A 26,090-nucleotide genomic window follows, 5' to 3' on the forward strand; every position below is an offset into this window, starting at 1 on the left:
TGAGTGTAAATAAATGAAAAGTGTTTTAGTTTTAACTGACAACGTAATTATCTTTGAAAAATTCAAAGCTATTTGCGAAAAGCATAATAGGGTCGATGTCAAATTTGATTATTTCTGTAGTCCATCATCTGAACACCTTTTTTTAAAACACAATGATGTGTGTGTGCTTGATATTCAGAAAAATTATAAAAGTGTTATAGATACATACTCCTTAGTTATTTCTTGCCACTGTAAAAAAATTTTTCCTGCTGAATTGGTCAATTCGATTCGTTGTATAAATATACATCCAGGTCTCAATCCTTATAATAGAGGCTGGTATCCACAGGTATTTGCTATTAACAACGGACTTCCTCATGGGGCAACAATTCATGAAATGGACGAAGATATTGATCATGGAGCGATAATTGCACAGAAAAATGTTCAAGTTAATCTGGAAGATACGTCATTAACTGTCTATGAGAGAGTTTTAAATGCTGAAATAGATTTATTTGATAATTTTTTTAATTCCTTGATCGATCAAAGTTATGTCGCACATCCTATGGTTAATGAAGGAAACTATAACTCGATTCAAGACTTTAGAAATATCAACCATATTGATCTTGACCGTAAAGGAACATTTTCAGAGTTTTATAATTTATTGCGATCTTTGACACATGGGGATCATAAAAATGCTTATATTCTTTCTGAGGATGGAGCAAAGATCTTCATCAGTTTAAATATTGAAAAAAACTAGCGAGTGAGCCTTGCTTGGTACCCTAACAATATTTTTATTTCCATACTAAACCTTTTGTTAGCAAACATTTCTAGTTAATTTAAAAGACAACACGTGTTTTGATGTATTTAACTTCAAGCCTAAAGCGACTGTGAGATGATTAGAAAAATGTTAAACGATACCGAAATAAAAATACTCGACTGAATATCTAATTTTCCAAAGATATCTAATATTGTTAATATTTAAAATACAAAAATGTATTGAGTTATAAATTCTTCACTAAAGTGTCCAAGCATTGTTAGTCAAGTCAAACGGGAGTCAGACAACAATTTTTAGAAAAAATATATTAGCAAACTATATAAGTCAAATTTATGTTACTTTGATCGGCATTTTGTTGTTACCTATGTATATAAAGTATATGGGTAGTGAAGCATACGGTTTAGTAGGTTTTTTTGCCATGTTACAAGCCTGGTTTGGTTTGCTTGATTTAGGCTTGACACCCACGATAGGACGAGAAACAGCTCGTTATAGAGGTGGAGCAGTGTCTGTATTGGCTTTTAGGCAATTATATCGTGCACTATCTGTGATTTTTATCACTATCGCTGTTCTGGGCGGAGGGGCGTTGTTCTTATCTGCGGATTTAATAGCAGAAAACTGGCTAAACCTAGAAAACCTTGCAGTTACTGATGTTGTTATCGCAATACAAATAATGGCAATTAGTGTAGCGCTGCGCTGGATGGCAGGCTTACATCGTGGAGTTGTTGCGGGTGCTGAGCAATTAGTATGGCTTAGCGGTTTTAATGCCCTTGTTGCTACACTGAGGTTTGTTGGTGTATTTGTCAGCATGTGGTTTTTTGGATTCACACCATTAGTTTTTTTCGTTCACCAGTTCGGCATAGCCTTACTCGAAAATATAGGCTTAATGTTAAAAACATCGCAAATACTTCCAAGTAAGCAATGCATATCAACTAAGATAGGATGGTCTTTTTTACCTGTAAAACCAGTACTAAAGTTTTCAGTAACGATTGCATTTACAGCCTCTGTTTGGGTGTTTGTTACTCAAACTGATAAATTAGTTTTATCTGGTATATTGCCTTTGGACGAGTATGGCTATTTTACTTTGGCTGTTTTAGTTGCTAACGGTATTATGGTGTTAGGAGGGCCCGTAAGTTCAGCTATTATGCCTAGGATGACACGACTTTTTGCGGAAAATCAGCATAATGAGATGATTAACCTCTACAGAAAATCAACTCAGTTAATTGCCATAATCGCCGGCTCAGCATCTTTAACCCTCGTTGTAGCGGCTAAACCTCTGCTTGCTGCATGGACTGGCGACGACATTGTAGCCACACAGTCTGCACCAATATTGCAATTATACGCAATGGGTAATCTATTTTTGTCATTTACAGCCATGGCATATTATCTACAATACGCGTTAGGAAACCTTCGTTATCATTTGATGGGAAATATAGGTCTGGCTGTTATATTGATCCCCTCTATCATTATCGCATCATCAAATTTCGGTGGAATCGGTGCTGGTTATGTGTGGTTGCTTATGAATGTTTTATACTTATTCACTTGGATTGCTTTTGTACATCATAAATTGGAGCCAGGGCTATATATAAAGTGGATGCTAAACGATATAGTTAAAATACTGCTGCCTGCGGCATTGGTTGCATTATCACTCTTCCTTATTGATATAGAGATAGCTGGCCGGTTGGCATCTCTGGTATTTGTAGTGTCGGTTGGAATCATTGTCATTGCCACAGCTTTTACTTTTTCTTGCTATGCGTCTAATTTTCGACGTAAATATTTACAGGCTAATTAATTACATGAAAATACTTCACTTAGCTCCTGATGAAAAATTTATTGATATGGCCCTAGAAATTTTTGAGGAATCCTACCCTAAAGAAAACTCTTTGATAGTTTTTTCAAATAGCCCTATAAAGCTTGTTAAATCGAAAGGGGTTAGTTGTAGTAGGGTTAACCCTCTTAATCGTTTCAATCCTATATTTTATTCTTCTGTAATTAAAAAGTACGATGTTGTGGTATTGCATGGGTTATCTGATTGGTTTTTACCTATTGTTCTTTTCGCTTCAACAAAAACAACTTTTATCTGGTTGGGTTGGGGATATGACTACTATAGATATATAGATGGTTATCAAGGAGAGGACCAACTAGAACCGTTGACTAGAGTAGCTAGCTTCAACAATAGAAAAAGCATTAGTAGGATATTATCTGATTGTGTAAAGTACCCATTTAGTTTAAAGCCATCAGTCAAGTATTGTATTAGTAAAATAAAAATTTTCTCACCAGTTCTACCCGATGAATATGAGCTTTTAAAAAACAGCTTACTTTTAAATAAATTTCCAGCTTATTCGGCATGGAATTATGGTAGTTTAGAACGGAATTGGTTGAAAGACTTTACTGACCAAGAAGTTTCGGGCGATAATATATTGGTCGGCAATAGCGCTGCGATAACTAATAATCACTTTGATACGTTTGCTTTGCTTTCCAAAATTCCTTTTAATAAAAAACAGTTAATCACCCCTTTGTCTTACGGTAATAAAGAATATGGTGATGAGGTTGTTAAAAAAGGCTACCAGTTGTTTGGTGATGATTTTTATCCGCTCAATGCTTTTTTAGAATTAACTGAATATATTAATATAATTAAAAGTTGTGGTTTTGTTATTATGAACCACAAAAGGCAACAGGCTCTAGGCAATATTGTGATCATGCTTTATTTGGGGGCAAAAGTGTTTTTGAATCAAGCTTCACCCGCACTCCTATACTTGAAAAACCTGGGTTTTGTTATTTTTAGTATTGAAGAGCTTAAAGAGCAGCCGTCTCTACTTAGCGGTAAACTATCGCAAAGAGAAGTTAATTTAAATCGAGAGAAACTTAAATTGACATGGTCACATAGTGTTATAAAAAAGAGAACTGAATCACTAGTACAGTTAGCCTTGCTGCCAGATAAGGAGTAGACTTTTTGTTTTCTCCCACTTTAACTAATTGCATTTTATTATTGTTTTTAAGTAATTTGTATTCATTAATGCTGAAAATATCTAACCGAATAGAAGTGGGGTACGATGTTGGTCTTAAATTATTATGACTAAATTTGTCCTTGTTGCATATATATTGTTTTCATTGATTATCTCTTACTTAGGGGTTTCATACGATATGATACCGACCCCATTTTCCTACAATCAATTAGTTTCAATTGAGGAGTTATGGGGTACTGTAATTATTCTACTCTCATCATTGTTATTGTATGGTGTTTCATACAGATGTTTTGATTATAAACATAAACATAAACATAAACATAAACATTCAACTAACAACTTAATTTCTGTAAATGTAAGTAAAAATAACCACTTTTTTGTCGTGAAGAAGCGTACCTTATACTGTTGGTTTTTCCAGCTCATTATCGTCTTATATTTTTTAAGTCAGTTTATTACTAATTTTGATGATTACTTATCTAGCAATGCGCATATTAAAAGGATTTTTGAAGGTAAATTCAGTCAGTTTTTCTTAATAATCCAATGCTTTCTTGTGTTTTTAACTAAGGGGTGGACTAGAACGTTGATTGCTACGTTTTCGTTGTTATTGGCTTTTTGTGTTGCTTGGTTTGACGGTAGTCGATCTGCACTAATTCCGTTATTTGGACTTGTAATCTCTGCGTACATGGAAAAGAAGTATCTGAAGACTACCTTTTTTGTTTTTATTTTGACATATATGTTCGTGTTTTCTATGGGAGTAAGGACGGTTGATGACAAACTTAGCGTATTTACCTTTTTTGGTTATTTATTTGAATCTTTAGTTAACTTTTTTATTATTTTTGCAGGCTCTATAGGTTACCTCACAAGCTTTTCTATACTGCACTTTACTTACGTTAATGAAACCCAAAAAGGTTTGTTTGGAATTCATGATTTATTATATAGCCTTTCCCCTTTTCCATCATTTGTATTTAAACCAGCTATTGTTAACGAGGAATTATGGAAAATAGATAGCGCGAGAGTCATAGGGGGGGCGGGTGAAATTTACAGGGTGTCAATCCTTTTGTTTTATTGTACGTTTATTTTTTTCGCATGGCTTACTAATAAAATAGATCGAATGTCGACCATTCACATCAAATTAATATCAGTTTCAATCTTTACTTTATCTATGGTTGTATTTTTTCAGTATAGCTTGAGAACTGTCCACTGGTTCTACTACTTGCTTATGTTGTTTATATTTATTGATTATAAACTGTCAAAAAAACGAACCATAAAGCCTACAATTAGATGAGCTACTAGACTGGTACGGTATATTAGTTGATATTGGTTGTTTTCACTTTGCAGACGTACATGAAATAAACTTCAGCTAATCAGAGATGAGATAAAAGAGAAATATCATGAAAGAAGTAAAACACAGTAAAGGTCTAAAAATAGCAGTTGTCTTTTTCGCATTTAATAGACCTGATAAATTGAAAAATACTATTAAATCATATCTCAGTTGTTTTAATGCACAAACAGATGATATTTTTGTTTACATTGATGGCCCTAGAAATTTGAAAGAACGAGTTCTTACTAATGAGTGTTTTCAAGTATCGTCCGAGTTGATCTCTCAAGCAACAATTATTTCAAGGGAAGATAATTTGGGGCTCAAACATTCTATTCATGGTGGTATATCTGATGTTTTGAAGCAATATGAGGCTGTAATAGTTATTGAAGATGATTTGAAGTTAGAGCCAGAGTTTTACAACTATATGCGGACTGGGTTAATTAAATACGATGGGAATGAAAAGGTCTATCAAATATCGGGTTATAACTATAACCCTGAAGAAGGGACAGATGCGTTTTTTTTACCTATAATAACCTCTTGGGGCTGGGCTACATGGAGAAGTAGGTGGAAGGGTTTTGATTTGACTACAAATTACCAGTCTTTATTAATGACAAAAAGTGATAAGAAAAGATATAACTTTGGTGGGTCGTTTAATTTTTCAAGGATGATTAGTTTGGAATACAGTGGAAAAATAAGCTCTTGGGCCATTCGGTGGTATTCTTATGTTTACTCGTATAATGGTTTGACACTATATCCACCACAAAGCTTGGTCGTCAATGATGGTTTTAATGATGGAGGTACTCATTCATCTTATACTTCAAGTGAATTGTTTTCATCAGCCAACTCCTACGCTACATCCAATATCGATTATCCAGATGTTGTTCAACTGTGTGAATTTAAGGTTAGATCCTTACAAAAGCATTTTAGAAAACGTTTAAATAGAAAGATATTAGGTTACATCAAATCTCTTCTAAAAAGAGTCTTCCATGTTAAATAGTCTGAAGGGAAACCTCAAAGAGTTAGCAAAAAGCAAGTTAGGTCTGGCGATGCTGCGTGGTTATTATTTCATAATAGGTTCTATGGGGTATTTTTATAGATATAAATATTTTTTTAAATGTACCATATCAAGAACTGCGCGAGTAACTGGCTGGAAACAAGTTTCATTAGGTCGTAATGTGGTTATTTGCAATCGTACGTGGCTGAATGTTAACCATCGAGATAGTCAAGGCATAAAGGCTATTACTATTGGTGATAATTCATTTATTGGTGAAAATAATTTTTTAACTGCAGGAGCACATATTACCATTGGTGCATATGCGTTAACTACGTCGAATTGTTCATTTATTGGTGCATCTCATAATATTGACTCGGTCATGACTCCTTACATCAGAACAGGAGTGGATAGTGAAAATATAATACAAGTCGGGGTTAATTGTTTTTTCGGCTACGGCTCAACCGTTATCGGTAATGTGAGTATCGGTCACGGTTCAATTATTGGTGCTAAATCAGTTGTCTTACACGATATTCCACCTTTTTCCATTGTCGTTGGTAATCCAGCAAAAGTAATCAAAAGGTATGATTTTTCATCTCAAAAATGGGTAAAAACAGATATAGATGAATCCTTAATTCCGAGTCAAGAGGAGTATTTAGAGTTAGTGGAGAAAGGTAATGATTTAATCTTGATGCCTTATATTTTGGCAGCAAAAAATTTCAGTAGTATCATTTAATTATAGAAAAGGCTCAATTTTGAATGAAGTTATCGTAACCGGTTGTTTTGGCTTTATTGGAAGCAACCTTGTAAATAAACTTTCTCAGCAAGACTGCGATGTATACGGTATTGGTAATGGAAGTGAGAAAAAATTAAGTCATAATTTTATAAGTGGCTATGTTGATTTCAATAACCTTAATAAACTTCTTAAGCTAATGAAGGGTAAACCTAAGACTATTTATCATCTTGCTGGTGGCTCTTCGGTCGGGACCGCAGTGGACAACCCTTTCGAAGACTTTTGTAAAAGTGTCAATACTGCTTCATTATTATTCGAATGGGTTCGTGTAAATTCACCGGAAACTAATGTGATTGTTGCGTCGAGTGCTGCTGTATACGGCAGTCACTCAGGTGGAAAGCTCTCGGAAAACTCAAGAGTTAACCCTTATTCTAATTATGGTTACCACAAAGAGATGATTGAGCGTCTAGCTTCGATGTATCGTTCAAATCATAATTTAAAAATTACCGCTTTAAGGATATTTTCAGTTTATGGTAACGGCTTAAAAAAGCAATTGCTTTGGGATACGTGTAATAGACTCAGAAATATAGAAAACTCAACAACCTTAACTTGTTTTGGAACAGGTAATGAGGAGCGGGATTGGATTCACATCAGTGACGTTTGTGATGGTCTCTATACTCTTGGTAGTTTGGGGAACCTAAGTCCCTCGGTCGTAAATATGGGGACGGGAAAGAAACATACCGTAGCGGAACTTATTTCGCTTTTATGCAAACATTGGTTCAACGGTCAAGTTGACATTGACATTGTTTTTAACAATTTATCTCGAGCTGGCGATCCATTTTCTTTAGTTTCAGATTGCGAGTTTAAAGATAGCCTATGTGAAAAATACAAAGTTAAATTAGATGAGGGTGTTGCTCAGTATGTCAATTGGTACAAACAAAATCATGAATAATAGACATATAAGACTGGGGATTTTTTTTCCATCTCCAAAACTATGGATGGGCGGAGCAAATTATTACTTAAGATTAGTGACATTACTCGCTGAATATTCGACCAATATCAAAGTAATAGTTTTCATGTCCCGTGATATTGATAGCGATTTTGCAGAGTTGCTCTCATCCATGAATAATGTTCAGCTAGTTTATGTTAAATCTACTCAGCAAAAATTAATTGAGGTTTTATCTGCAGTTCTTCTTGGTAAAGATAAGGCTATTTCTCTTTTAGCTGAGAAACACAATATTGATGTTTTTTACAGCAACGCTACCTTTTTTGGATGGAACTTTAAAACTCCCGTTTTATATTGGATCCCTGACCTACAGCACATATATCTCCCGAAAATGTTTTCAATGCTGAAAAAACTAAAACGAAATATTGGCTTTTTAGCGCAAGCAAAGTTTTCATCTGGTATTGTTTTAAGTAGTTACGATGCTAAAAATAGTTTTTTAAAAACTTATGCAACTCCAGAGGATAAGTTGTTTGTTGTAAGGTTTGCTGTCAAGGCAGCAAGTGTACCCCAAAAAGATATTGAAGCCGTAAAAGAAAAGTACCAACTTGAAGATAAGTATATATTCTTACCCAATCAATATTGGCCTCATAAAAACCATGAAGTTGTTTTGCGAGCTATTGAGTTTCTCCGATCGAAGGGGGAAAAATCATTTCAGATTGTTTCTACAGGTAGCACTGAGTCGGAGTCATTTAAAAAATGCGAAACACTCATTCGAGCTATGGAAATCACGTCGGCTGAATACAGTGTTCTCGGTTTAGTACCTGGTAGTGATGTTCTAGCTTTAATGGCTGGAAGTTCTTTCGTTCTCAACCCGTCTTTATTTGAAGGTTGGAGTAGTACTGTCGAAGAAGCTAAAGCTCTCAATAAGAAGATGATTCTTTCCGATATCCCTATACATAGAGAGCAAGAGCCAAAACATGGTGAATTCTTGTTTTTCGATCCCCAAAATATCGAATCACTTGCTGTATTAATTTGCTCAACTACAAAGACAAAAGTGATGCCTACCGCCCAACCCGAACTTGATTTGCAGAAACGTTTTTTTGACGAACTGGAATATGCGATAAAATCGGTAGTATTCAAATAATAAGCTAAAAAACTAAAACGATTGTCTATTATATGGTTAAGGTGAATTGTCTAATTTATTTTAAGGCGAGTGAACTTTATACCCATTGTATATTTGGAAATATTTATTAAATGAAAGTGTCAATCATTACAGTATGCTTTAATTCTGAGAAAACAATTGAAGATACTATAAAATCAGTTCAATCTCAGACTTATCCTACAATTGAATATATTATTATTGATGGTAATTCTAACGATTGTACCAACGAAATTGTGTCAAAATATAAAGATGTCGTTAAAGTACATGTTAGCGAACTTGATAATGGACTTTATGATGCGATGAACAAAGGTATTAAGTTAGCGACTGGGGATATTGTTGGTGTGCTGAATTCAGATGATATCCTCGCAAGCGATGAAACTGTTCTTAATTTGGTTTCAGCCATTGGTAATAGCGATGGTATATATGGTGATATCGGTTTTTATTCAGAGCATGATTTTTCAATTAAGAAAAGACGTTATTCATCTGCTGGATTTAAAAAATCAAAGTTCTCACGTGGAATGATGCCTGCTCATCCTTCTTTTTACGCAAAAAAAGAGTGTTATGAAAAAGCAGGTTTGTACCGTACTGATTTTAAGATAGCTGCTGATTTTGATATGCTTTTGAGGATTTTTTCGTTGCCAAATACCTCTTTTACCTATTTGGACGAAGAAATTGTAAAAATGCGTTTAGGAGGGGTTAGCACCTCTGGTTTTATGTCGAATTACACTCTGAACAAAGAAATATTGGCGTCCTGCCGGAGCAACGGAATAAAAGCAAATTGGTTTTCTATTATGTCTAAGTATCCGAGTAAAATCATGGGTTATATTTTTAAATGATATTGCTTACTGGAGGAACTGGATTTGTTGGTAAGGCATTGCTTGATGCTTTAAAGAATAGAAACGTACGATGTTTAGGAAGGCGGAAGCCTTCAATAATAGCAAGCACTTCATTCTTTGAGAGCGAAATTAATGCCAACACCGATTTTGCCGTTGCTTTGCAAGATACGAATGTACTTATTCACTGCGCTGCTCGTGTTCATATTATGAGTGATAGCGCAACAAATCCATTAGAGGCGTTTCGAGAGATAAATACCTACGGTACGCTTAATCTTGCTCAGCAAGCCTCGGATGCTGGTGTAAAACGTTTTATCTTTATTAGTTCAATCAAAGTGAACGGCGAATCAACCGAGCCACATTCTCCGTTCAGGCCTGATGACCAATTTGTACCTACCGATCCTTACGGTTTAAGTAAGTATGAAGCTGAAGTTGGATTACGCGAAATTGCAAAAAATACGGGCATGGAGGTTGTAATAATTCGTCCACCATTAGTTTATGGTCCTGGAGTCAAGGCAAACTTTGCTTCCATGATGAAATGGATGAACAAAGGGGTTCCATTGCCACTAGGTGGTATTAGAGGGAACAAACGAAGCTTAGTGTCTGTAGATAATTTAGTTCATTTAATTGTCACTTGTATTGAACATTCTAATGCGGCGAACCAAACTTTTATGGTGTCTGACGATAATGATGTTTCAACCTCTCAATTATTGGCCAATATGGCAACCGCATTAGGAGCGCCTAATAGATTATTGTCTATTCCTAGTACATGGTTTATTTTGGCTGTAAAACTAATGGGTAAGGCTGCTATTGCACAACGTTTATGTGGGTCTTTAGAAGTTGATATATCAAAAACAAAAGAGATGCTAAACTGGAGGCCACCATGCAGTTCGGCTGAATCTATGAAAAAAACAGCAGATGCTTATCTTGCAACTCTCAGTTCAAATAAAAGATATAGATAACAGATGAATACAATTATAATCCGCGTCCTCGATTTTTTGCTGGCTTTCTTTGGTCTGCTTGCCACTTTTCCAATTTTAATTGTTGTTACCATTGTTGGTTACTTTGATACCGGCTCGCCGATCTTTATTCAACAACGCATGGGTAAAAATAAACGGCCATTTAAACTTATTAAATTCCGCACTATGGCGATTGAAACCAAATCGGTAGCTAGCCATCTTGCAAGTGCAGCTTCTGTTACTAAATTGGGTGGCTTTTTGCGTAAAACTAAAATAGATGAGTTGCCTCAGTTAATTAATGTTTTGAGAGGGGAGATGAGTTTTGTAGGCCCTCGGCCAAATTTGTTTAATCAGGATGAATTAATTTTTGAACGCGATAGCCGAGGTGTTTATGCTGTATTGCCTGGTATTACTGGGCTGGCGCAGGTTCGTACTATTGATATGTCTACGCCTAAACTGCTTGCAGAAACTGATCAAAAGATGATTTCTGAACTGTCATTAATCCATTACTTCAAATTCATTATTATGACTATAACTGGGAAAGGCTCGGGTGACAGAGTAAAAAGCGACAATCAATAGTGAATAGGTAAGTGATGGTACTCTAAATTTAAGTACCATCATTGTGTCATTTCGACTAATAGGATTACATCATTACTTTTACTGTAACTGGTGCTAGAATGTGAAAGTGTTTAATTGTCATAAATGAATCTGATTAATTTTTATGGTAATTAAAATAGTGTCCAGCTTCAGCATTTTATGTTTATTCTATTGGACGCTATGTTTATAAAGCGCCCTACATCGGTAGTCTAAAAATTAGAAGAGTTCAAAAGTGATAAGCCTAAACACTATACTAAATCTATCTCGTCCAAAAAAACGTTTGATTACTCTCACAGTCGATTCACTTTTCATCGCAATTTCTTTTTGGGCTGCGCTGGTAATACGCATTGATAGCTTTTCAGTGTTTTCAAACATAAACTACTGGCTAATTCTTTCCGGCTTGCTTCCTCTTAGTATTCTAATATTTGTTAAGCTTGGCTTATACCGAGCTGTGTTGCGCTATATGAGCTCGCAAGCTGTGTGGGCTGTCGTTGCTGGAACTATGTTATCAACTGCAGCATTAGTGCTTATTGCATTTTTCTCTACAACAGCTGTACCTAGAACAATGCCATTGATTTATTGTGCCTTGATATTGCTAACTGTCGGAGGCGCGAGGCTTCTTATTCGCGCTCTGGTTACACAATTCACCGGCTCTAACAAACAACCTGTGGTGATTTACGGCGCTGGCTCAGCAGGTCGCCAACTTGCAACAGGAGTCGCTATTGGTCAAGAGTATTATGTATCAGCCTTCATTGATGACGATGAAACAAAACATGGCTCCGTAATACAAGGTATTCCTGTCATTTCTTTGGTTGAGCTGAAAGGGTTAATTGATGCAGGTAAGGCAACAAGAGTTTTGCTTGCTTTGCCTAGTGCAAGTCGCTCAGCGCGGAACCGCATAATTAACTCTTTAGAAAAGTATCAAATTCGAGTCCAAACAATTCCTGGTATTAAAGACGTAATAGAAGGGAATTTTAACGCGTCTGAACTGATAGAGGTTGAAATCGAAGACTTACTGGGGCGTGAGCCAGTGACGCCTCTTCCGCAATTAATGGCACAAAACATTACCGGTAAAAACGTGTTTGTGAGCGGTGCTGGCGGCTCTATTGGTTCAGAGCTGTGTCGTCAGATTCTTAAATTCAAACCAGCAAAGTTAGTCTTATTTGAATTATCAGAATTCGCTCTTTATCAAATAGAAAAAGAGCTGAGCGAGTATATCCATAAAAATGGTTTGAAAATTAAACTTTTCCCCCTCATGGGGTCCGTACAGAGAATTAACCGTATGGAAAACGTTATGACGGCGTTCAATGTAAACACCATTTATCACGCAGCCGCCTATAAACATGTTCCATTAGTCGAACATAATGTTGTTGAAGGCATTAGAAACAACGTATTTGGCACATATTACGCTGCAAAAGCTGCCATTAACGCAGGGGTTGAAACGTTTGTATTGGTTTCTACCGATAAAGCAGTGCGACCAACAAACGTTATGGGCGCATCAAAAAGAATGGCTGAATTGGTTCTCCAAGCTCTGTCTCAGGCATCCTTCAACAAGTCAACTCGCTTTTGTATGGTTCGTTTCGGCAACGTCCTTGGTTCCTCTGGTTCGGTAATCCCGCTATTCAGGCGTCAAATACAAGAGGGGGGGCCGATAACACTTACCCATGAAGACATCACTCGCTATTTTATGACTATCCCCGAAGCTGCACAGCTGGTTATTCAAGCTGGCGCTATGGGTAAAGGGGGGGACGTATTTGTTCTCGACATGGGAGATGCTGTGAAAATCAAGGATCTTGCCGAGAAACTTGTGCGCTTATCTGGTTTGGAGATTAAAGACGAAGCTAATCCGAATGGCGATATTAAAATTGAATGCACAGGCTTGCGCCCAGGTGAAAAGTTGTTTGAAGAGCTACTCATTGGTGATAATGTCCAAGAAACTTTTCACGAACGTATAATGACTGCCAGTGAAGCAATGTTGAGTTGGGAAGACCTTGAGCCTCTACTCGACATTTTAGATACGAAATGTCATGAGTTTGATCATGAAAGTATTAGAGAGATCCTTCTAAATGCACCTACAGGCTTCAACCCTACAGACGGTATTTGTGATTTAGTATGGGCAGCTCGACGGTCTGAAGAACCACAACCTGAATCAGCAGAAGTTATAAATTTGCAACGAAATTAGGTGCGCTTTTGATACAATATAGTTAACAACAACTCTAGTAGACTATTTTGGTAACACCGTTTACCAAATTTGAACTACCGCTGATTTGAGAAGAATTTGTTTGATATCACCATGCAAACATACTGTCCCAGACAATTAACAAAATGAAATACTTAAAAGGAACTCTCCAAATGAAAGTAACCGTCTTCGGCATCGGCTATGTCGGCCTAGTACAAGCCGCCGTTCTAGCAGAAGTAGGCCATGAGGTTGTTTGCGTCGATGTTGACCAAAACAAAGTAGATAATTTGGAAAAAGGCATTATCCCGATCTATGAACCAGGCTTAACTCCACTGGTCACCACTAACTTCGAGCAAGGGCGCGTTAAATTTACTACCGATGCTGAGCAGGGGGTCAAACACGGTGAGATTGTATTTATTGCAGTTGGTACACCACCAGATGAAGACGGCTCAGCGGATCTAAAGTATGTGCAGGCAGTCGCAAAAACTGTAGCAACTCACATGCAAAACCACAAGATTATCATCAACAAGTCGACCGTTCCGGTAGGCACCGCAGATAAGGTGATTGCCACTGTATCTGCTACCCTACAAGAGCTAGATAAAGACCTCACTTTTGACGTCGTCTCAAACCCAGAGTTCCTAAAAGAAGGCGCAGCCGTAAATGATTGTATGCGTCCCGACCGCATCATCTTGGGCACAGAAAGCGAGTTTGCAGAGAAGAAGCTTCGTGAGTTATATAGTCCTTTCAACCGTAATCACGACAAAATTATTGTCATGGATGTACGAAGCGCAGAGCTTACCAAATACGCAGCCAATTGCATGTTAGCAACAAAAATTAGCTTCATGAATGAAATGGCCAATTTGGCTGAGTTGATGGGGGCTGACATTGAAAATGTGCGCAAGGGCATAGGCAGCGATCCACGAATAGGCTACCAGTTTATTTATCCTGGTTGTGGTTATGGCGGCTCGTGTTTCCCCAAAGATGTGCAAGCGCTCGTTCGTAGTGCAAACGGTGTTGGTTACAAAGCAAAGATATTGGAATCGGTGGAAGCCGTTAACTATCGTCAAAAAGAAAAACTGTTTGATTATTTAATGGACTTCTACAAAGGCGACTTAAAAGGTAAAACGATTGCGCTTTGGGGGCTGTCCTTCAAGCCAAATACAGACGATATGCGAGAGGCTTCTTCGAGAGTATTAATGGAGAAGCTTTGGGAGCAGGGCGCTAAGGTGCAAGCCTTTGATCCTGAGGCAATGGAAGAAACTCAACGCATCTATGGTAACCGCTCTGACTTAGCACTAATGGGCACAAAAGAGTCAGCATTAACAAATGCCGATTGCTTGGTTATTTGTACAGAGTGGCAGGCGTTTAGAGCACCTGATTTTGAGTTGATTAAGGCCACCATAAAAGACCAAGTAATCTTCGATGGAAGAAACCTATTTGAACCTTCGTTAATGTCGGAATACGGATTGCATTACTATGCTATCGGCAGAGCACTCGCTGTAAAAGCACACTAAGTAATAGAAAGGAATGTATACGAAATGAGTCAAGTAAAAAAAGCAGTTATTCCAGTTGCAGGTTTGGGAACGAGAATGTTGCCCGCTACCAAGGCTATTCCAAAAGAAATGCTACCTGTGGTGGATAAACCCCTCATCCAATATGTAGTAAACGAGTGTGTGCAAGCTGGAATAAAGCAAATTGTACTAGTTACTCATGCCAGTAAAAATAGTATTGAAAACCATTTCGATACCTCTTTCGAACTTGAAGCAACCCTAGAGAAGCGGGTAAAACGACAGCTTCTTGAGGCAGTTCAGGCTATTTGCCCTAAAGATGTAACCATAATGCATGTTCGCCAAGGAGTCGCAAGTGGGTTAGGGCATGCGGTTATGTGTGCATACCCTCTGATTGGCGATGAGCCTTTCGCAGTAGTTCTTCCCGACGTAATCATTGATGACGTTGCAAGTAACCCCAAAAAAGACAACCTAGCTGACATGGTTGCTAAATTTAACACCAGTCGCGTTAGTCAAGTTATGGTTGAGCAAGTGGCTCAGGAAGATGTATCAAAATTTGGTATAGCGGATTTGGAAGGAAAAGCTATCCAGCCAGGTGAGTCCGCAAAAATTCACAAAATGGTTGAAAAGCCAGACCTCGAAGATGCGCCATCTGATCTTGCAGTCGTAGGCAGATATGTAATGTCGGAAAAAACCTGGGATTTATTAGCGAAAACACCTCCTGGTGCCGGTGGTGAAATTCAATTAACTGACGCTATCGATGCACTCATGGAGCATGAGCAGGTAGATGCTTATTATATGAAAGGTAAGAGCCATGATTGCGGCAGTAAACTTGGCTATATGAAGGCGAATGTTGAGTACGCAATGCGTCACCCTGAGTTAGGTGAGGAATTTACAGAGTACCTTAAATCGCTATAAATATAGCACTCAGTTTTAAATAGCATTAGAAAAACCCCACTCACAGTTACGGCGGTCCTGTAAAACAAGACCCTTAACATTGAAAGAGGGGTTTTTTATAGGCAAAGCTAGTAGCCCGATGTCTTAGTTTACCTATTAGCACTGCAAACTCTACTAGTTATACTTTAACCATGTCACTGATCTTGGCGACCATCTTAACGCCAATACCTTTTACATTTACCAGTTCATCAACAGTTTTAAACTCTCCATTAAGTTTTCGATACTCAATGATTCCTTCTGCTTTTTTCTGGCCAATACCAGGAAGTGCTGTCAGTTCATCCGCATTCGCTGTGTTGATATTAATTTTGTTTTCCAAACTTTTACTAACAGTATTTAGTGTTTCAGCATTCAATGATGATGCGTCTTCATATCCGAATGACGCAATAGCTGGAGTCATACTGCAGGCTGACGCAAGAGCAACACTCGCAAGCAATAATTGTAGATTTTTCATGATTAATTCCTTTTTTAGATAATTTCCTAATTGGTGTGCACAGGCACGGATTGATCTTATGGTAGCTTCAATAATAAATATACTGTCTAACAGCGCAGTTTTTTAGTTACCTTGTCGTGTAGGTTATTTTATGTTGTATAAAGGGGGCGATATTGACTCGGATTCAATTCCCCGAGCTTATGTCTGATTATTGACGCTAAAACTCAAACTTAAGTCTCTAATGGCTCATTTGAGCCCTGCCTATAATAGTTTTATTGGTATGATATGTGCTAATGCTAAGAAAGTTTACATTGAAAATACATCTAGGTGAGTCAATTATGAGCTTTAGCAATTCCAGCCAAGCGGGAGCCACATGAGTAGTAAGAATCTGAAGGAACAAATAGTGCATCTCGCCATAAGCATAATTGGGCTTGTATCAAAGAATGCCGCTGTGGCAACTTTTAGGCAAACTAATGCCATTAGACTCGTTCCCTTAACTTGGGTTATTGCTTATCTTGGTAAACAAGTTAGCAAACGGAACATAAAGCAATATATTGATATTGGTACTAATGACGGTTTTGAACTAAAAAAAATAGTGAAAAGTATTGGTCCATTTAGCGAAGTTCACTGTTTTGAACCAAATCTAGCGATCGCAACAAAGCTAGAGTCGGAGCTCAAAGATGTGCACGTCCACGCGATTGCATTAGGGAAGTCTTCCTGTGAGGCAATTCTCAGTACTCCTATTAAAGTAGACGGAGAGCATCAATCGAGAGCGGCATCGATTGTATTTGCTCACAAAAGTAATGCGTACGGTAACGATGCGCAAAAAGTGATTGTAAAGAACCCTCGGGATACCTCAGTTAATTGGGAAGTTCCTTCACTGATTAAAATTGATGCAGAAGGGGCTGAGCTAGATATATTGAATGAGTTGATTGATATGATTGATAGTAATAGTGTTGTTTGTATCGAGGACCACTGGGCTATTATGGAGCAGTCAGAACAAAAAACCTATAAAGATGCTTTAGCTCAAGTTATAAGTCGCCTGCAATACAAAGGCATCCACGTGTTAAAATGGATGTGAGTATGAGCATTCCTTATCCTGATATGCCGAATAGCGAGATTATCGATGTCTAAGGATATTGCTATAAACAGCATCTGTTTTATTGAGCCCGGAAAATCCTATCTTCCGGAGCTTGAGGCTTATACTCAGTTTCTCAGTAATTTTGACATTAAGGTCTCGCGCCATACTTCTGTTGAACAAGTACCAGATGACGCTGGCGTCATCTGGATAATTTGTGGAAAAGCACCAACAATACCAAAACGCTTTAAAAACACTCCGATCGTTGTGCATGAATATGCCTCGGCAAGTGTCGGACGTTTTGCTTTTCTTAAAGATAAATTAAAACGACTACTGCATCCAAAGCCTACGTACAGAATTTTTTTAAACAAATGGGTAGAACGACAGTTTAATTTTAAAGATAAGGTTCCATCGTTCTATCGGGATATGGGCGTCCCAGACTATTTCTTTAATACAGAACATTCAGAAAAAACCTATGACTTTATTTATGTAGGTGAAACTAGCCGACTTCTAGCTTTTCATGCTGAGCTATCGGCTTTAAATCAAGCAGGTAAATCCTTAGCTATAATTGGTAGTTTCGATAAGTCTGTAGAGGACTTGGTGTCTACACTACCTCACGTAGAATTACTTGGACGTAAAAAACAATCTGAAATTCCATATTTCCTTTCAAGGGCTAAAACAGGCTTGAACCTTATGCCGACAGAAAGGCCGTACGTATATCAAACGGCCACAAAAGTGTACGAATATTTGGCTGCAGGTTTGCCTATTTTAAGCAATAGTTATCAATGGATTGATGATCTAGCAAGCAAACATAACGAGACGATTGTGGTTAAGAAGCAATTGGATATAAAAGAGAGCTGGCTGCAGGTTGACAGTGCACTAATCAACTTTCATCCAGCTAAAAACGGATTGGAAGTTTACTCTTGGCATGCTCAACTGAATTCATTTGGCCTTTTTCAGGCTTTAAAGCTAGTTCCTTGATCTAATTGAAACGAATTGAACCTAACAAATGGCGGAGAACCGAATAGTGTTATTTGCAAAAATGAAAATCAAACTTAAGCAGTTAGGGCGAGGCTTAAAACTCAATAAGCCTGCACATAATCAGTTTATTTTTGGTCAAAAACTACTCTCCGATATTGCTCTTGATTACACGCTCAATAATTTGGAATTTAACAGTGTCTTAGATATAGGGAGTGGTGCAGGAGTGCATGCAGACATCTATGCATCAAGAGGAAAGAGCGTCACACGATTCGACTTTGGTAAATCAAGGGCATATACGGATAAAAAAGATGTCATTGTAGGAGACTTTGTTAGTTACGAGTTTTCTAATAAATATGATTTAGTTTGGGCGTCACATGTTTTAGAGCACACCATACATACCCATGAATTTTTAACTAAACTCTTAGCTGTTTCGAGTCAGAATGGTTTTGTTGCCATAACCGTACCACCAGCCAAATCAGAATTTGTAGGAGGTCATGTAACATTGTGGACACCCGCATTACTTATCTATCGTATGGTATTGGCCGGCTTTGACTGCAAAGACGCGGTTGTATTGAACTACGGATACAACATTTCGGTTATTTGCGCAGCAAAGCGTAACGAACTGGACATGAATGATTTGGCATGGGACTTCAATGATATTGAAAGACTCAGCAAGTGGCTGCCCAGCGATATGATCCCCAGAATGGATGGAGCCAAATATGGAACATCATATCGCAGTACTGAAACATATCTGTCGTAATTTCTGGCTTAAGCTCAAAGGCGTTTTAAAGGTAATCTACTTCCAATGACCTATGCAATACAAAATACCGAAGGTATTAACGAATTCAACATAAGGACACCCTTAGAGCGCCCCGAGGGGCTTTCTGCTATGGTTCGTGTAAAGAATGAAGAGCTCATGTTAAAGGAGTCAATTGAATCGATTCAAGCGTATTACGATGAGATTGTAATATGTATTCAACCTTCAGAAGACAATACTTTGAGCGAAGCGCAAGAGCTATCGCGACGATTTGATAATGTTGTCAATTTTGAATACCCTTTTTTATCTTTACCAAATGGTTCAGGCTATCAATACCAAGATGAAAACTCAGTTTTCTCAAGAACCTATTTTTACAACTGGTGTTTGAGTAAGTGTAAGTTCCGAACGGTAACAAAGTGGGATGCTGATATGATCGCACTTCCTTGCTATGTAAATTTAATAAATATGCTGAGAAAGGGAACTCAATATATTACTGAATACGGAATCGACCTTGCTTTTGATGGAAAATTTACCACTGAAAAAGTACATACTGGCAGCGAAATAAGGCACTTTCAGGCCGAAAAATCTAAATTTGTAAACGGAAAGATGTGTGAATTACTTAGCGTTAATAATCGATTCGGTACTATTTGGGGTAAAATATTTAGAAAGCAACAAACTCGCTCCTTAGGTGAACCTTCCTACCTTCATTTTAAATGGTGCAAACCTCTTTATTTATCCACTCAAGCATGGCCAATAGACTGGAAAGAAAATCAACACTTTCGGCACTTGTTACAAAGAACTAATAATCTAAGAGAGAGAACAACACATTTTGATTTAAAAATAGAAAACGTCATTGAAAAAATCTGTAAGAGGATGGCTCGATGAAATCCAAATTAGCGCTAGGCGTGGGTCTTCCATTTTTAACTTTGCTCTCTCTTTGTTGGCATTATCGTATGTTAATTATTCCCGTGCCGATGGCTAAGTTTAGTAGACTCGGTTTTAGTCATGATTCACTCAGAAAAATTATAGCCTGGTGGGGCAGCAAGCTGATTTTCACTTGGGGAGCTAGATTGCACGATTTAGGGTTTTCTATGTCCTCCATAGTCTCGTTTGAAGATGGCTTCTATCGTTCCAAAGATGTTTGGAGAAAACAGCCTATCCCTGAAAAAATCACCTACGAGTTTGGATATCCATATTATTGTTGCAACAAAGATAGCCGCTTAGCGCTCAACCTTAAATCGTTTGCCAATATGGCGCTAATTCCAGCAAGTATCGAAGAGAAAGCCGATGCCGAAATACTAGCAATTCGCTCTGGTCGCTGTAAGTATGGTTGGAAAGAGATTGAGCAAATAGAAAAATCGATTGAAGACAAAACTATCATGGCGGTGCAAACAGAAGGTGATTTCTCGATAACATATTCACCTAATAAGAGTATAAATTTCAAAGAGTATGAAGCAGCCCTATCAAAGCATGATGAAACCTTAATAAAGTATCATCCACTCGATTCAAATCGCTCAAATGCTTTGTCAACAATGTCTATCCAAGAGTTAGCGGTATCTAAAATAAAGTGCTTATGCGTCTATAACAGCACTCTAGGGCTAGAAGCGATAACTTGTGGGATCCCGGTAACATATTATGGCGAAACACCTATCGCAAACTTAATCGTTGCAGATTCAATTCATTACCCTCTAACGATTTTACCAAGCCAAGATAACATTCAAAGGATGGTTGCAGCATGCTACGTTTGCTATCCCCTAAACTTATAAAAAATAAAATCAAACGTTATTGCGATATGCATATCTTTGATCATAAGACAGGCTTGTTGTTTGTAGAAAACCCGAAAGTAGGCTCTACGTTTCTTCGAAAGGTGCTTTATGACAATGCCATTGAAACAAACTCATCCGCAAGTAATACAGATATTCGCAAAGCTACGCGCTATCACTTTTCGGTCTGTGCTCAAAAGTTCCATTTCTGTCATTTTTTTATAAAGCTCAAGCTAAAGAGAGACAAAGTGAGTGTTGTCATGTTTCTGAGAGAGCCTTTGCTGCGTCTCAATAGCGCATATAACGACAAAATGAAATCATTTTCCAGCGAAGAGTCAGAAGAGTCGAAGGCAATTTTTTTAAAACTAAGAAAGCGATATCAACGCTTTTTGCTAAATAATAACCTAAACGATCAGCTAGAGAGCTTTATCAATTGGAGTGTGCTCCCAGAGAATGCTAATCCACATTGGGATTTTCAATATGAAATTGCGAATAAGGCTCTCATATCACCAAGTAAACTTATACCTTTAAACAAAATATCAATGTTTCTTGCTAGCTTCTACTCAGTCAGTAACGGCGATGAAGTTAATAAAAGTAAAAATGCGTCAGAATGCGAAATTTCAAAGGAACTATTGAGCGAATTAGCCTCTGAAAAGATGTCAAATGAATATGGATTCTATAAAAAGGCGCTCATTAATGAAAAGTAGTCAGGAAAAAATTAACACAATTACTTTGGTTCATAGTCAATGATTAAGTTGGCTTTTCAATCGTTAGCGTATTTTAAATTGCCGGTTATTCTTTCGTTTGGAAAGTACTTACCGCTGATAATGTCTCTTTTTTATTTCAGCAGTTTAGAAAAAAAGGAGAACTTACTACTTTTGGTGACACTCTTCGGTCTGTGCAGAATAGTACCGAGTTTACCTATTGGTGGTTACATCATAAGGTGTGCCGTTGATAAGAAGTTAATGAAGTTACCCATTTATCATGTGTTTTCTTCGGTTCTTAGCTTATTGCTGATCAACATCTATTTTTATATTTTTTACCCAGCAGCACTAAACGACGTTTTCGTTTTTACGTTTCTAGGTGCGTTGGCAGCGAATTACAATATCTGTGTGGGTATATATCAATCAGATATTGATAAAGCAAATACTAAGCAACATGTTTACTATTTTATATTCTTAGCATTCTGGTCAATTTCAATCCCCACTATCAGTAATTTATTAGCTAGTGACGACTATAGCGCGTTCTTATTGTTTATTTTTATTGCAACTGTTTGTCATTGGTTCTCGTTTTATAAGGTGCTAAAGCTTGACTATCTTAAGACTTTTTTCGCACACTCATCACCGCTTGTATCAATTACTGTAATTGCACAGTTGATTTACAGTATCGGAACTTTTGCTTGGATTTCGGTCGACCGACTGATTGTCTTAAAACATGGGCCAGAGTTAACATTTAGCGCCGATCACTATGCAATTGTTTCAGTTGTCGCCTCGGTTTTTGCTGGTATTACTAGCACAATAATAATTGCGAGTCGCAGTCAGTTTTTGAAGGTAGCTCGCAAATCAAAAGTACAAATGGTGTGCTATGCGATCGGAGGAGTAATTATTACCACCTCAGTTGCTACATATTTTTTTGCTCCAAGCGCGATAATTGCATTTCCTATCTCCGTCAGTTTATTGGGTATCGTGCTTAGCTTTTTGATGATTAAAGCACTTGATACTGACCACTCTATGCTTCTTACAGGGTTCGTTTTGTTAGTAGTCTCAGCATTGGTATTTATCTTGCTTGAGTATATTTCGTTGGCAAGTGGGATGTTGATAATTTTAGTTGCGAAGTTTTTACTGCCATTGTGTGTTGAAAAGATAACACTCTCGTTACAATCAAAAAGTTAAAAGAAAAATGAAAGAGCTTACAGTTTCATGAAAATTGCGCAGGTAATCACACGCTCTGACACACTCGGAGGTGCAAGTGCGCATGTCAGAGATTTAACTATAGCACTAGTGGAAGAAGGTCATGAAGTTTGCGTATTTGTTGGAGGACATGGTGTGCTGGTTGCACAATTCCAAGAAATAGGGATTCAAGTAAAAAGTGTTTCCACACTTGTACGAGAACTTTCTCCGTTGAATGATTTCAAAGCGTACTTCGCACTAAAAACACTACTGGCAGATTTTTCGCCAGATATTGTTGCTTGTCATTCGGCGAAAGCTGGATTACTAGGACGCTTAGCTGCATCGAGATTAAATCTCCCCGTAGTTTATACCGCACATGGTTGGCCATTCACTGAGGGGGTCCCAAACTTCAGCGCTAAGCTCTATAAATATATAGAAAAGTTTATGGCTAACTACTGCGATAAAATTATTGCAGTTTCCAACTACGATAAAGAGCTTGCGATAAAGTATGCCGTGGCTGATACATCGCAACTCCAGGTCATTTGGAATGGGGTCCCTGATACTACTTCAGTTGTTGCCAAAACTTGCAGTGAAAGAGATACCTCAATACCAACTATTCTAATGCTTGCACGATTCGAGCAACCCAAAAATTTTTCTTTATTGCTAAACTCCCTGAGCGCGATCGAAAATTCAGTCTGGCAAGCCAAGTTCGTTGGCGATGGTCCAGATCTATTAGCTGTAAAAGCTCTCTGTGATGAACTAAATCTGAGTCATAAAGTTACGTTTTTAGGTTGGAGAAAAGATATTCCTCAGCTTCTTGCCGACGCTGACATTTTTACATTAATTTCTGATTGGGAAGGCTTGCCACTTAGTATCTTAGAGGCTATGAGGGCAGGTTTACCTGTTATTGCTAGTGATGTTGGTGGTGTTAAAGAAGCTGTTGATCATAAACAGTCTGGGTTGCTTGTTTCAAACAAACAAACAAGGACGATTGTCAATGCATTTGAGCAACTATTAAATGATGAGCTTTTACGAAAAACGATGGGGAGCAATGGACGAGCTCGCTTTAATTCCTTATTTACTGTAGAGAGAATGACTAAGAAAACCTTAAATGTCTACAGTGAAGTGATAGGCGACAAGTGAGCATGGTTTCGAAGACTAAAAGAAAGTGTGTTTTTGCGATACAGCTTAAAATATCTTTCATATTCGGAATAAAGTTTTGAAATATCGCCCAGAGATAGATGGATTAAGAGCCCTTGCTGTAATTCCGGTAATACTATTCCATGCTGAATTCAGTCTTTTTATGGGAGGCTTCATAGGCGTTGATATTTTTTTTGTTATTAGTGGATATCTTATTACGTCGATTATTATTGCAGACCTCGAAGCTCATAAGTTTTCTATTCTTAATTTCTATGAGAGACGCGCACGGCGTATCTTACCTGCACTGTTCTTAGTTATTTTCTTTTGCTTACCTTTCGCATGGCATTGGATGCTAGCTGAACAATTCCGTGATTTTTCGCAAAGTCTCGTTGGAGTAAGTGCTTTCGCATCGAATATACTTTTTCACTTTGAAAGCGGATATTTCGCTCCCTCTGCCGAGTTAAAACCTCTATTACACACTTGGAGCTTGGCAGTAGAGGAGCAGTATTATGTAATTTTCCCCTTACTTTTAATCGCAATTTGGAAGTATGGGATTAATAAAGTGTTTTTGGTAGTAGGTATACTTGCGTTGTTGAGTTTGATGATAGCTGAGTTTGACTGGAGAAAAGATGGACAAAGCAGCTTTTACTTACCTCATGCACGCGCTTGGGAGCTCTTAGCGGGATCCATTTCAGCATTTGTTATTCATAAACAAGGTGTAAAATCGAATGAATTATTAGCGTCATTAGGCTTACTGATGATCGCAGGTTCGCTATTTATGATCGATGAAAATATACCGTTTCCAAGTATATATACGCTTATACCCGTTGTAGGTGTAATGTTACTAATACTTTTCGCTGGTGAAAAAACAAGAATTAACCAAGTCCTTAGCGCCAACATACTTGTTGGTGTAGGGCTGATAAGTTATTCGGCGTATTTATGGCATCAACCCTTATTCGCATTTGTTCGGCTGAGAAGTCTCGAACATCCCTCAAGTCTGTTAATGGGTTTGCTAGTTTTGTGTACTTTTTTATTGGCATATTTAACTTGGAAATATATTGAAGGACCTTTTAGAGACAAAGAAAAAGTGACAAGGAGGCAATTGCTCAAGTTCAGTGTAGGAGGTCTCGTCTTTTTCTCAGTGATTGGCTTGTTAGGACATTTCGGTGTTTCCTCATCAAATATAGCGCATAATCAAGAAGTAATCGATGACTGGAGAGACTTAAGCCCTTGTGTTGTCATAAAGGGATTCAGACCCTCGCTGCTGGAACAGCGAAAGACTTTACTTTCAGAGTGCTTTGGTCAAAATGAGAATTTCATTTTAATCGGTGATTCACATGGCGAAGCGCTCTCCAAAAGCCTTAGAATGGTAATCGATGAAAAGAATGGCGGTCTCATCTCACTACTTCACAATGGTTGTTTACCAATAGTTGGTACATCAAGAGTTCCGTTACAGATTAATTGTATAAAAAACAAAAAGGATTATTGGGATTCTGCTCTATCTACTAACGCCACCATTATCGTTGCTGCAAGGTGGAGGCTAAACCTTGTTGGCACGAGGTTTGATAATACAGAGGGCGGCGTCGAATATGGTGATAGTAGTTTGAATATACTTCTTAACTCGAAAGAGAAACACGATATATATGAATATACAAAGCTATTTCTGCGAACTGCCGCTCACAAAAATAGACTTATTTTAATTGACCAAATACCGGAAGCTGGCTGGCATGTGCCTGAACGAATTGCAAAGATTAAATCGTTTAGGGAGCCTGAAGGAGTTGATATTTCGACATCCTACGAGGTGTTTTTGGATCAAAATAAACCCATTAGAGCATTGTTTGCAGAATTGGAAACAGTGCCTAATATTTCAATAATTCATCCATCTCAATTAGTTTGTAATATTGAGAATTCTAATCGATGTGTAAATAGCACCGATAGCCAATCACTTTACATCGATGATAACCATCCAAGCCCACGATTTGCTGAGAAAATATCAAAGGAAATTTCAAATTTGATACCCAAAGAGTAATCTATTTTCATGATAACAGTTTTGTAACTCATCTAATTTTTGAAATAGCTTGGCCCAGTTTTTGCCTTCATATTTGAGTAACGCGCAACCCAACTAGATTTTTCCACAATTCTACTAAAGGTA

General features: G+C 37.7%; 23 protein-coding genes. 22 read left to right on the forward strand and 1 reads right to left on the reverse strand.

The window, feature by feature from the left end; all coding sequences use genetic code 11:
* Positions 1-13: 13 nt before the first annotated feature.
* The 13 genes from ISG33_RS02285 (at position 14) to galU (ending at position 15,861) form a co-directional block, all read left to right on the forward strand.
* The gene (locus tag ISG33_RS02285) at positions 14-733 is read left to right on the forward strand and encodes a dTDP-4-amino-4,6-dideoxyglucose formyltransferase (protein ID WP_195731938.1); all 720 of its coding nucleotides are present in this window, start codon (positions 14-16) and stop codon (positions 731-733) included.
* A 274-nt stretch (positions 734-1,007) separates the two neighbouring features.
* Complete coding sequence (locus ISG33_RS02290) at positions 1,008-2,540, forward strand: MATE family efflux transporter (protein ID WP_229333426.1); 1,533 nt, start codon at positions 1,008-1,010, stop codon at positions 2,538-2,540.
* Positions 2,541-2,544: 4 nt separating this feature from the next.
* Positions 2,545-3,696 (forward strand): TDP-N-acetylfucosamine:lipid II N-acetylfucosaminyltransferase family protein, encoded by a 1,152-nt coding sequence (locus ISG33_RS02295; RefSeq protein WP_195731939.1) that lies wholly within the window; start codon positions 2,545-2,547, stop codon positions 3,694-3,696.
* 1,409 nt (positions 3,697-5,105) lie between these two features.
* Positions 5,106-6,032, forward strand: coding sequence for a glycosyltransferase family protein (locus ISG33_RS02300; RefSeq protein WP_195731940.1), 927 nt, complete (start codon positions 5,106-5,108; stop codon positions 6,030-6,032).
* Complete coding sequence (locus ISG33_RS02305) at positions 6,022-6,762, forward strand: acyltransferase (RefSeq protein WP_195731941.1); 741 nt, start codon at positions 6,022-6,024, stop codon at positions 6,760-6,762. The genes ISG33_RS02300 and ISG33_RS02305 overlap by 11 nt, the downstream gene beginning before the upstream one ends.
* A 19-nt stretch (positions 6,763-6,781) precedes the next feature.
* The gene (locus ISG33_RS02310; protein ID WP_195731942.1) at positions 6,782-7,711 is read left to right on the forward strand and encodes an NAD-dependent epimerase/dehydratase family protein; all 930 of its coding nucleotides are present in this window, start codon (positions 6,782-6,784) and stop codon (positions 7,709-7,711) included.
* Entirely contained in the window at positions 7,680-8,849 is a 1,170-nt protein-coding gene (locus ISG33_RS02315) for a glycosyltransferase (protein ID WP_195731943.1), read from the forward strand. Before ISG33_RS02310 ends, ISG33_RS02315 begins: the two co-directional genes overlap by 32 nt.
* 110 nt (positions 8,850-8,959) lie before the next feature.
* Positions 8,960-9,703: a glycosyltransferase family 2 protein gene (locus ISG33_RS02320; RefSeq protein WP_195731944.1), complete on the forward strand. Its 744-nt coding sequence runs from the start codon at positions 8,960-8,962 to the stop codon at positions 9,701-9,703.
* The gene (locus ISG33_RS02325; protein ID WP_195731945.1) at positions 9,700-10,662 is read left to right on the forward strand and encodes a UDP-glucose 4-epimerase family protein; all 963 of its coding nucleotides are present in this window, start codon (positions 9,700-9,702) and stop codon (positions 10,660-10,662) included. The genes ISG33_RS02320 and ISG33_RS02325 overlap by 4 nt, the downstream gene beginning before the upstream one ends.
* Positions 10,663-10,665: 3 nt before the next feature.
* Positions 10,666-11,238: a sugar transferase gene (locus tag ISG33_RS02330; protein WP_229333427.1), complete on the forward strand. Its 573-nt coding sequence runs from the start codon at positions 10,666-10,668 to the stop codon at positions 11,236-11,238.
* A 250-nt stretch (positions 11,239-11,488) separates the two neighbouring features.
* The gene (locus ISG33_RS02335) at positions 11,489-13,438 is read left to right on the forward strand and encodes a polysaccharide biosynthesis protein (RefSeq protein WP_305040882.1); all 1,950 of its coding nucleotides are present in this window, start codon (positions 11,489-11,491) and stop codon (positions 13,436-13,438) included.
* 170 nt (positions 13,439-13,608) lie between these two features.
* Positions 13,609-14,949: a UDP-glucose dehydrogenase family protein gene (locus tag ISG33_RS02340; RefSeq protein WP_195731946.1), complete on the forward strand. Its 1,341-nt coding sequence runs from the start codon at positions 13,609-13,611 to the stop codon at positions 14,947-14,949.
* Between the two features lie 24 nt (positions 14,950-14,973).
* The gene (gene galU, locus ISG33_RS02345) at positions 14,974-15,861 is read left to right on the forward strand and encodes a UTP--glucose-1-phosphate uridylyltransferase GalU (protein WP_195731947.1); all 888 of its coding nucleotides are present in this window, start codon (positions 14,974-14,976) and stop codon (positions 15,859-15,861) included.
* A gap of 157 nt (positions 15,862-16,018) precedes the next feature.
* Here galU and ISG33_RS02350 read toward each other — a convergent pair whose 3' ends face one another.
* A complete protein-coding gene (locus ISG33_RS02350; RefSeq protein WP_195731948.1) occupies positions 16,019-16,351 on the reverse strand; it encodes a ComEA family DNA-binding protein in 333 nt (110 codons plus the stop codon).
* Between the two features lie 352 nt (positions 16,352-16,703).
* Here ISG33_RS02350 and ISG33_RS02355 point away from each other — a divergent pair, with 352 nt between their 5' ends.
* The 9 genes from ISG33_RS02355 (at position 16,704) to ISG33_RS02395 (ending at position 25,967) form a co-directional block, all read left to right on the forward strand.
* A complete protein-coding gene (locus ISG33_RS02355) occupies positions 16,704-17,411 on the forward strand; it encodes an FkbM family methyltransferase (RefSeq protein ID WP_195731949.1) in 708 nt (235 codons plus the stop codon).
* A gap of 45 nt (positions 17,412-17,456) precedes the next feature.
* Positions 17,457-18,389 (forward strand): glycosyltransferase family protein, encoded by a 933-nt coding sequence (locus ISG33_RS02360; protein ID WP_195731950.1) that lies wholly within the window; start codon positions 17,457-17,459, stop codon positions 18,387-18,389.
* A 61-nt stretch (positions 18,390-18,450) separates the two neighbouring features.
* On the forward strand, positions 18,451-19,149 hold the full coding sequence (locus tag ISG33_RS02365) for a class I SAM-dependent methyltransferase (RefSeq protein ID WP_195731951.1): 699 nt from the start codon (positions 18,451-18,453) through the stop codon (positions 19,147-19,149).
* A gap of 45 nt (positions 19,150-19,194) precedes the next feature.
* Positions 19,195-20,031: a glycosyltransferase family protein gene (locus ISG33_RS02370; RefSeq protein ID WP_195731952.1), complete on the forward strand. Its 837-nt coding sequence runs from the start codon at positions 19,195-19,197 to the stop codon at positions 20,029-20,031.
* Complete coding sequence (locus ISG33_RS02375) at positions 20,028-20,912, forward strand: hypothetical protein (protein WP_195731953.1); 885 nt, start codon at positions 20,028-20,030, stop codon at positions 20,910-20,912. Before ISG33_RS02370 ends, ISG33_RS02375 begins: the two co-directional genes overlap by 4 nt.
* Positions 20,913-20,938: 26 nt before the next feature.
* On the forward strand, positions 20,939-21,616 hold the full coding sequence (locus tag ISG33_RS02380; protein WP_195731954.1) for a sulfotransferase family 2 domain-containing protein: 678 nt from the start codon (positions 20,939-20,941) through the stop codon (positions 21,614-21,616).
* Positions 21,617-21,787: 171 nt separating this feature from the next.
* Positions 21,788-22,801 carry a hypothetical protein gene (locus ISG33_RS02385; protein ID WP_195731955.1) on the forward strand — a complete coding sequence of 338 codons (1,014 nt, stop codon included), beginning with the start codon at positions 21,788-21,790 and terminating at the stop codon, positions 22,799-22,801.
* Positions 22,802-22,828: 27 nt separating this feature from the next.
* A complete protein-coding gene (locus ISG33_RS02390) occupies positions 22,829-23,941 on the forward strand; it encodes a glycosyltransferase family 4 protein (RefSeq protein WP_195731956.1) in 1,113 nt (370 codons plus the stop codon).
* A 76-nt stretch (positions 23,942-24,017) separates the two neighbouring features.
* Positions 24,018-25,967, forward strand: a complete 1,950-nt coding sequence (locus ISG33_RS02395; RefSeq protein ID WP_195731957.1) for an acyltransferase family protein — start codon at positions 24,018-24,020, stop codon at positions 25,965-25,967.
* The last annotated feature ends 123 nt before the right edge of the window (positions 25,968-26,090 follow it).

The sequence above is a fragment of the Marinibium conchae genome (genome assembly GCF_015595035.1).
Lineage (GTDB): Bacteria > Pseudomonadota > Gammaproteobacteria > Enterobacterales > Alteromonadaceae > Glaciecola.

What these genes read in the sequence shown, in the direction of transcription:
- ISG33_RS02285 (WP_195731938.1), top strand. Translation starts at nt 14, where the DNA reads ATGAAAAGTGTTTTAGTTTTAACTGACAACGTAATTATCTTTGAAAAA.
- ISG33_RS02295 (WP_195731939.1), top strand. Translation starts at nt 2,545, where the DNA reads ATGAAAATACTTCACTTAGCTCCTGATGAAAAATTTATTGATATGGCC.
- ISG33_RS02300 (WP_195731940.1), top strand. Translation starts at nt 5,106, where the DNA reads ATGAAAGAAGTAAAACACAGTAAAGGTCTAAAAATAGCAGTTGTCTTT.
- ISG33_RS02305 (WP_195731941.1), top strand. Translation starts at nt 6,022, where the DNA reads ATGTTAAATAGTCTGAAGGGAAACCTCAAAGAGTTAGCAAAAAGCAAG.
- ISG33_RS02315 (WP_195731943.1), top strand. Translation starts at nt 7,680, where the DNA reads ATGTCAATTGGTACAAACAAAATCATGAATAATAGACATATAAGACTG.
- ISG33_RS02320 (WP_195731944.1), top strand. Translation starts at nt 8,960, where the DNA reads ATGAAAGTGTCAATCATTACAGTATGCTTTAATTCTGAGAAAACAATT.
- ISG33_RS02325 (WP_195731945.1), top strand. Translation starts at nt 9,700, where the DNA reads ATGATATTGCTTACTGGAGGAACTGGATTTGTTGGTAAGGCATTGCTT.
- ISG33_RS02330 (WP_229333427.1), top strand. Translation starts at nt 10,666, where the DNA reads ATGAATACAATTATAATCCGCGTCCTCGATTTTTTGCTGGCTTTCTTT.
- ISG33_RS02340 (WP_195731946.1), top strand. Translation starts at nt 13,609, where the DNA reads ATGAAAGTAACCGTCTTCGGCATCGGCTATGTCGGCCTAGTACAAGCC.
- galU (WP_195731947.1), top strand. Translation starts at nt 14,974, where the DNA reads ATGAGTCAAGTAAAAAAAGCAGTTATTCCAGTTGCAGGTTTGGGAACG.
- ISG33_RS02350 (WP_195731948.1), bottom strand. Translation starts at nt 16,351, where the DNA reads ATGAAAAATCTACAATTATTGCTTGCGAGTGTTGCTCTTGCGTCAGCC.
- ISG33_RS02355 (WP_195731949.1), top strand. Translation starts at nt 16,704, where the DNA reads ATGAGTAGTAAGAATCTGAAGGAACAAATAGTGCATCTCGCCATAAGC.
- ISG33_RS02360 (WP_195731950.1), top strand. Translation starts at nt 17,457, where the DNA reads ATGTCTAAGGATATTGCTATAAACAGCATCTGTTTTATTGAGCCCGGA.
- ISG33_RS02365 (WP_195731951.1), top strand. Translation starts at nt 18,451, where the DNA reads ATGAAAATCAAACTTAAGCAGTTAGGGCGAGGCTTAAAACTCAATAAG.
- ISG33_RS02370 (WP_195731952.1), top strand. Translation starts at nt 19,195, where the DNA reads ATGACCTATGCAATACAAAATACCGAAGGTATTAACGAATTCAACATA.
- ISG33_RS02375 (WP_195731953.1), top strand. Translation starts at nt 20,028, where the DNA reads ATGAAATCCAAATTAGCGCTAGGCGTGGGTCTTCCATTTTTAACTTTG.
- ISG33_RS02380 (WP_195731954.1), top strand. Translation starts at nt 20,939, where the DNA reads ATGCATATCTTTGATCATAAGACAGGCTTGTTGTTTGTAGAAAACCCG.
- ISG33_RS02390 (WP_195731956.1), top strand. Translation starts at nt 22,829, where the DNA reads ATGAAAATTGCGCAGGTAATCACACGCTCTGACACACTCGGAGGTGCA.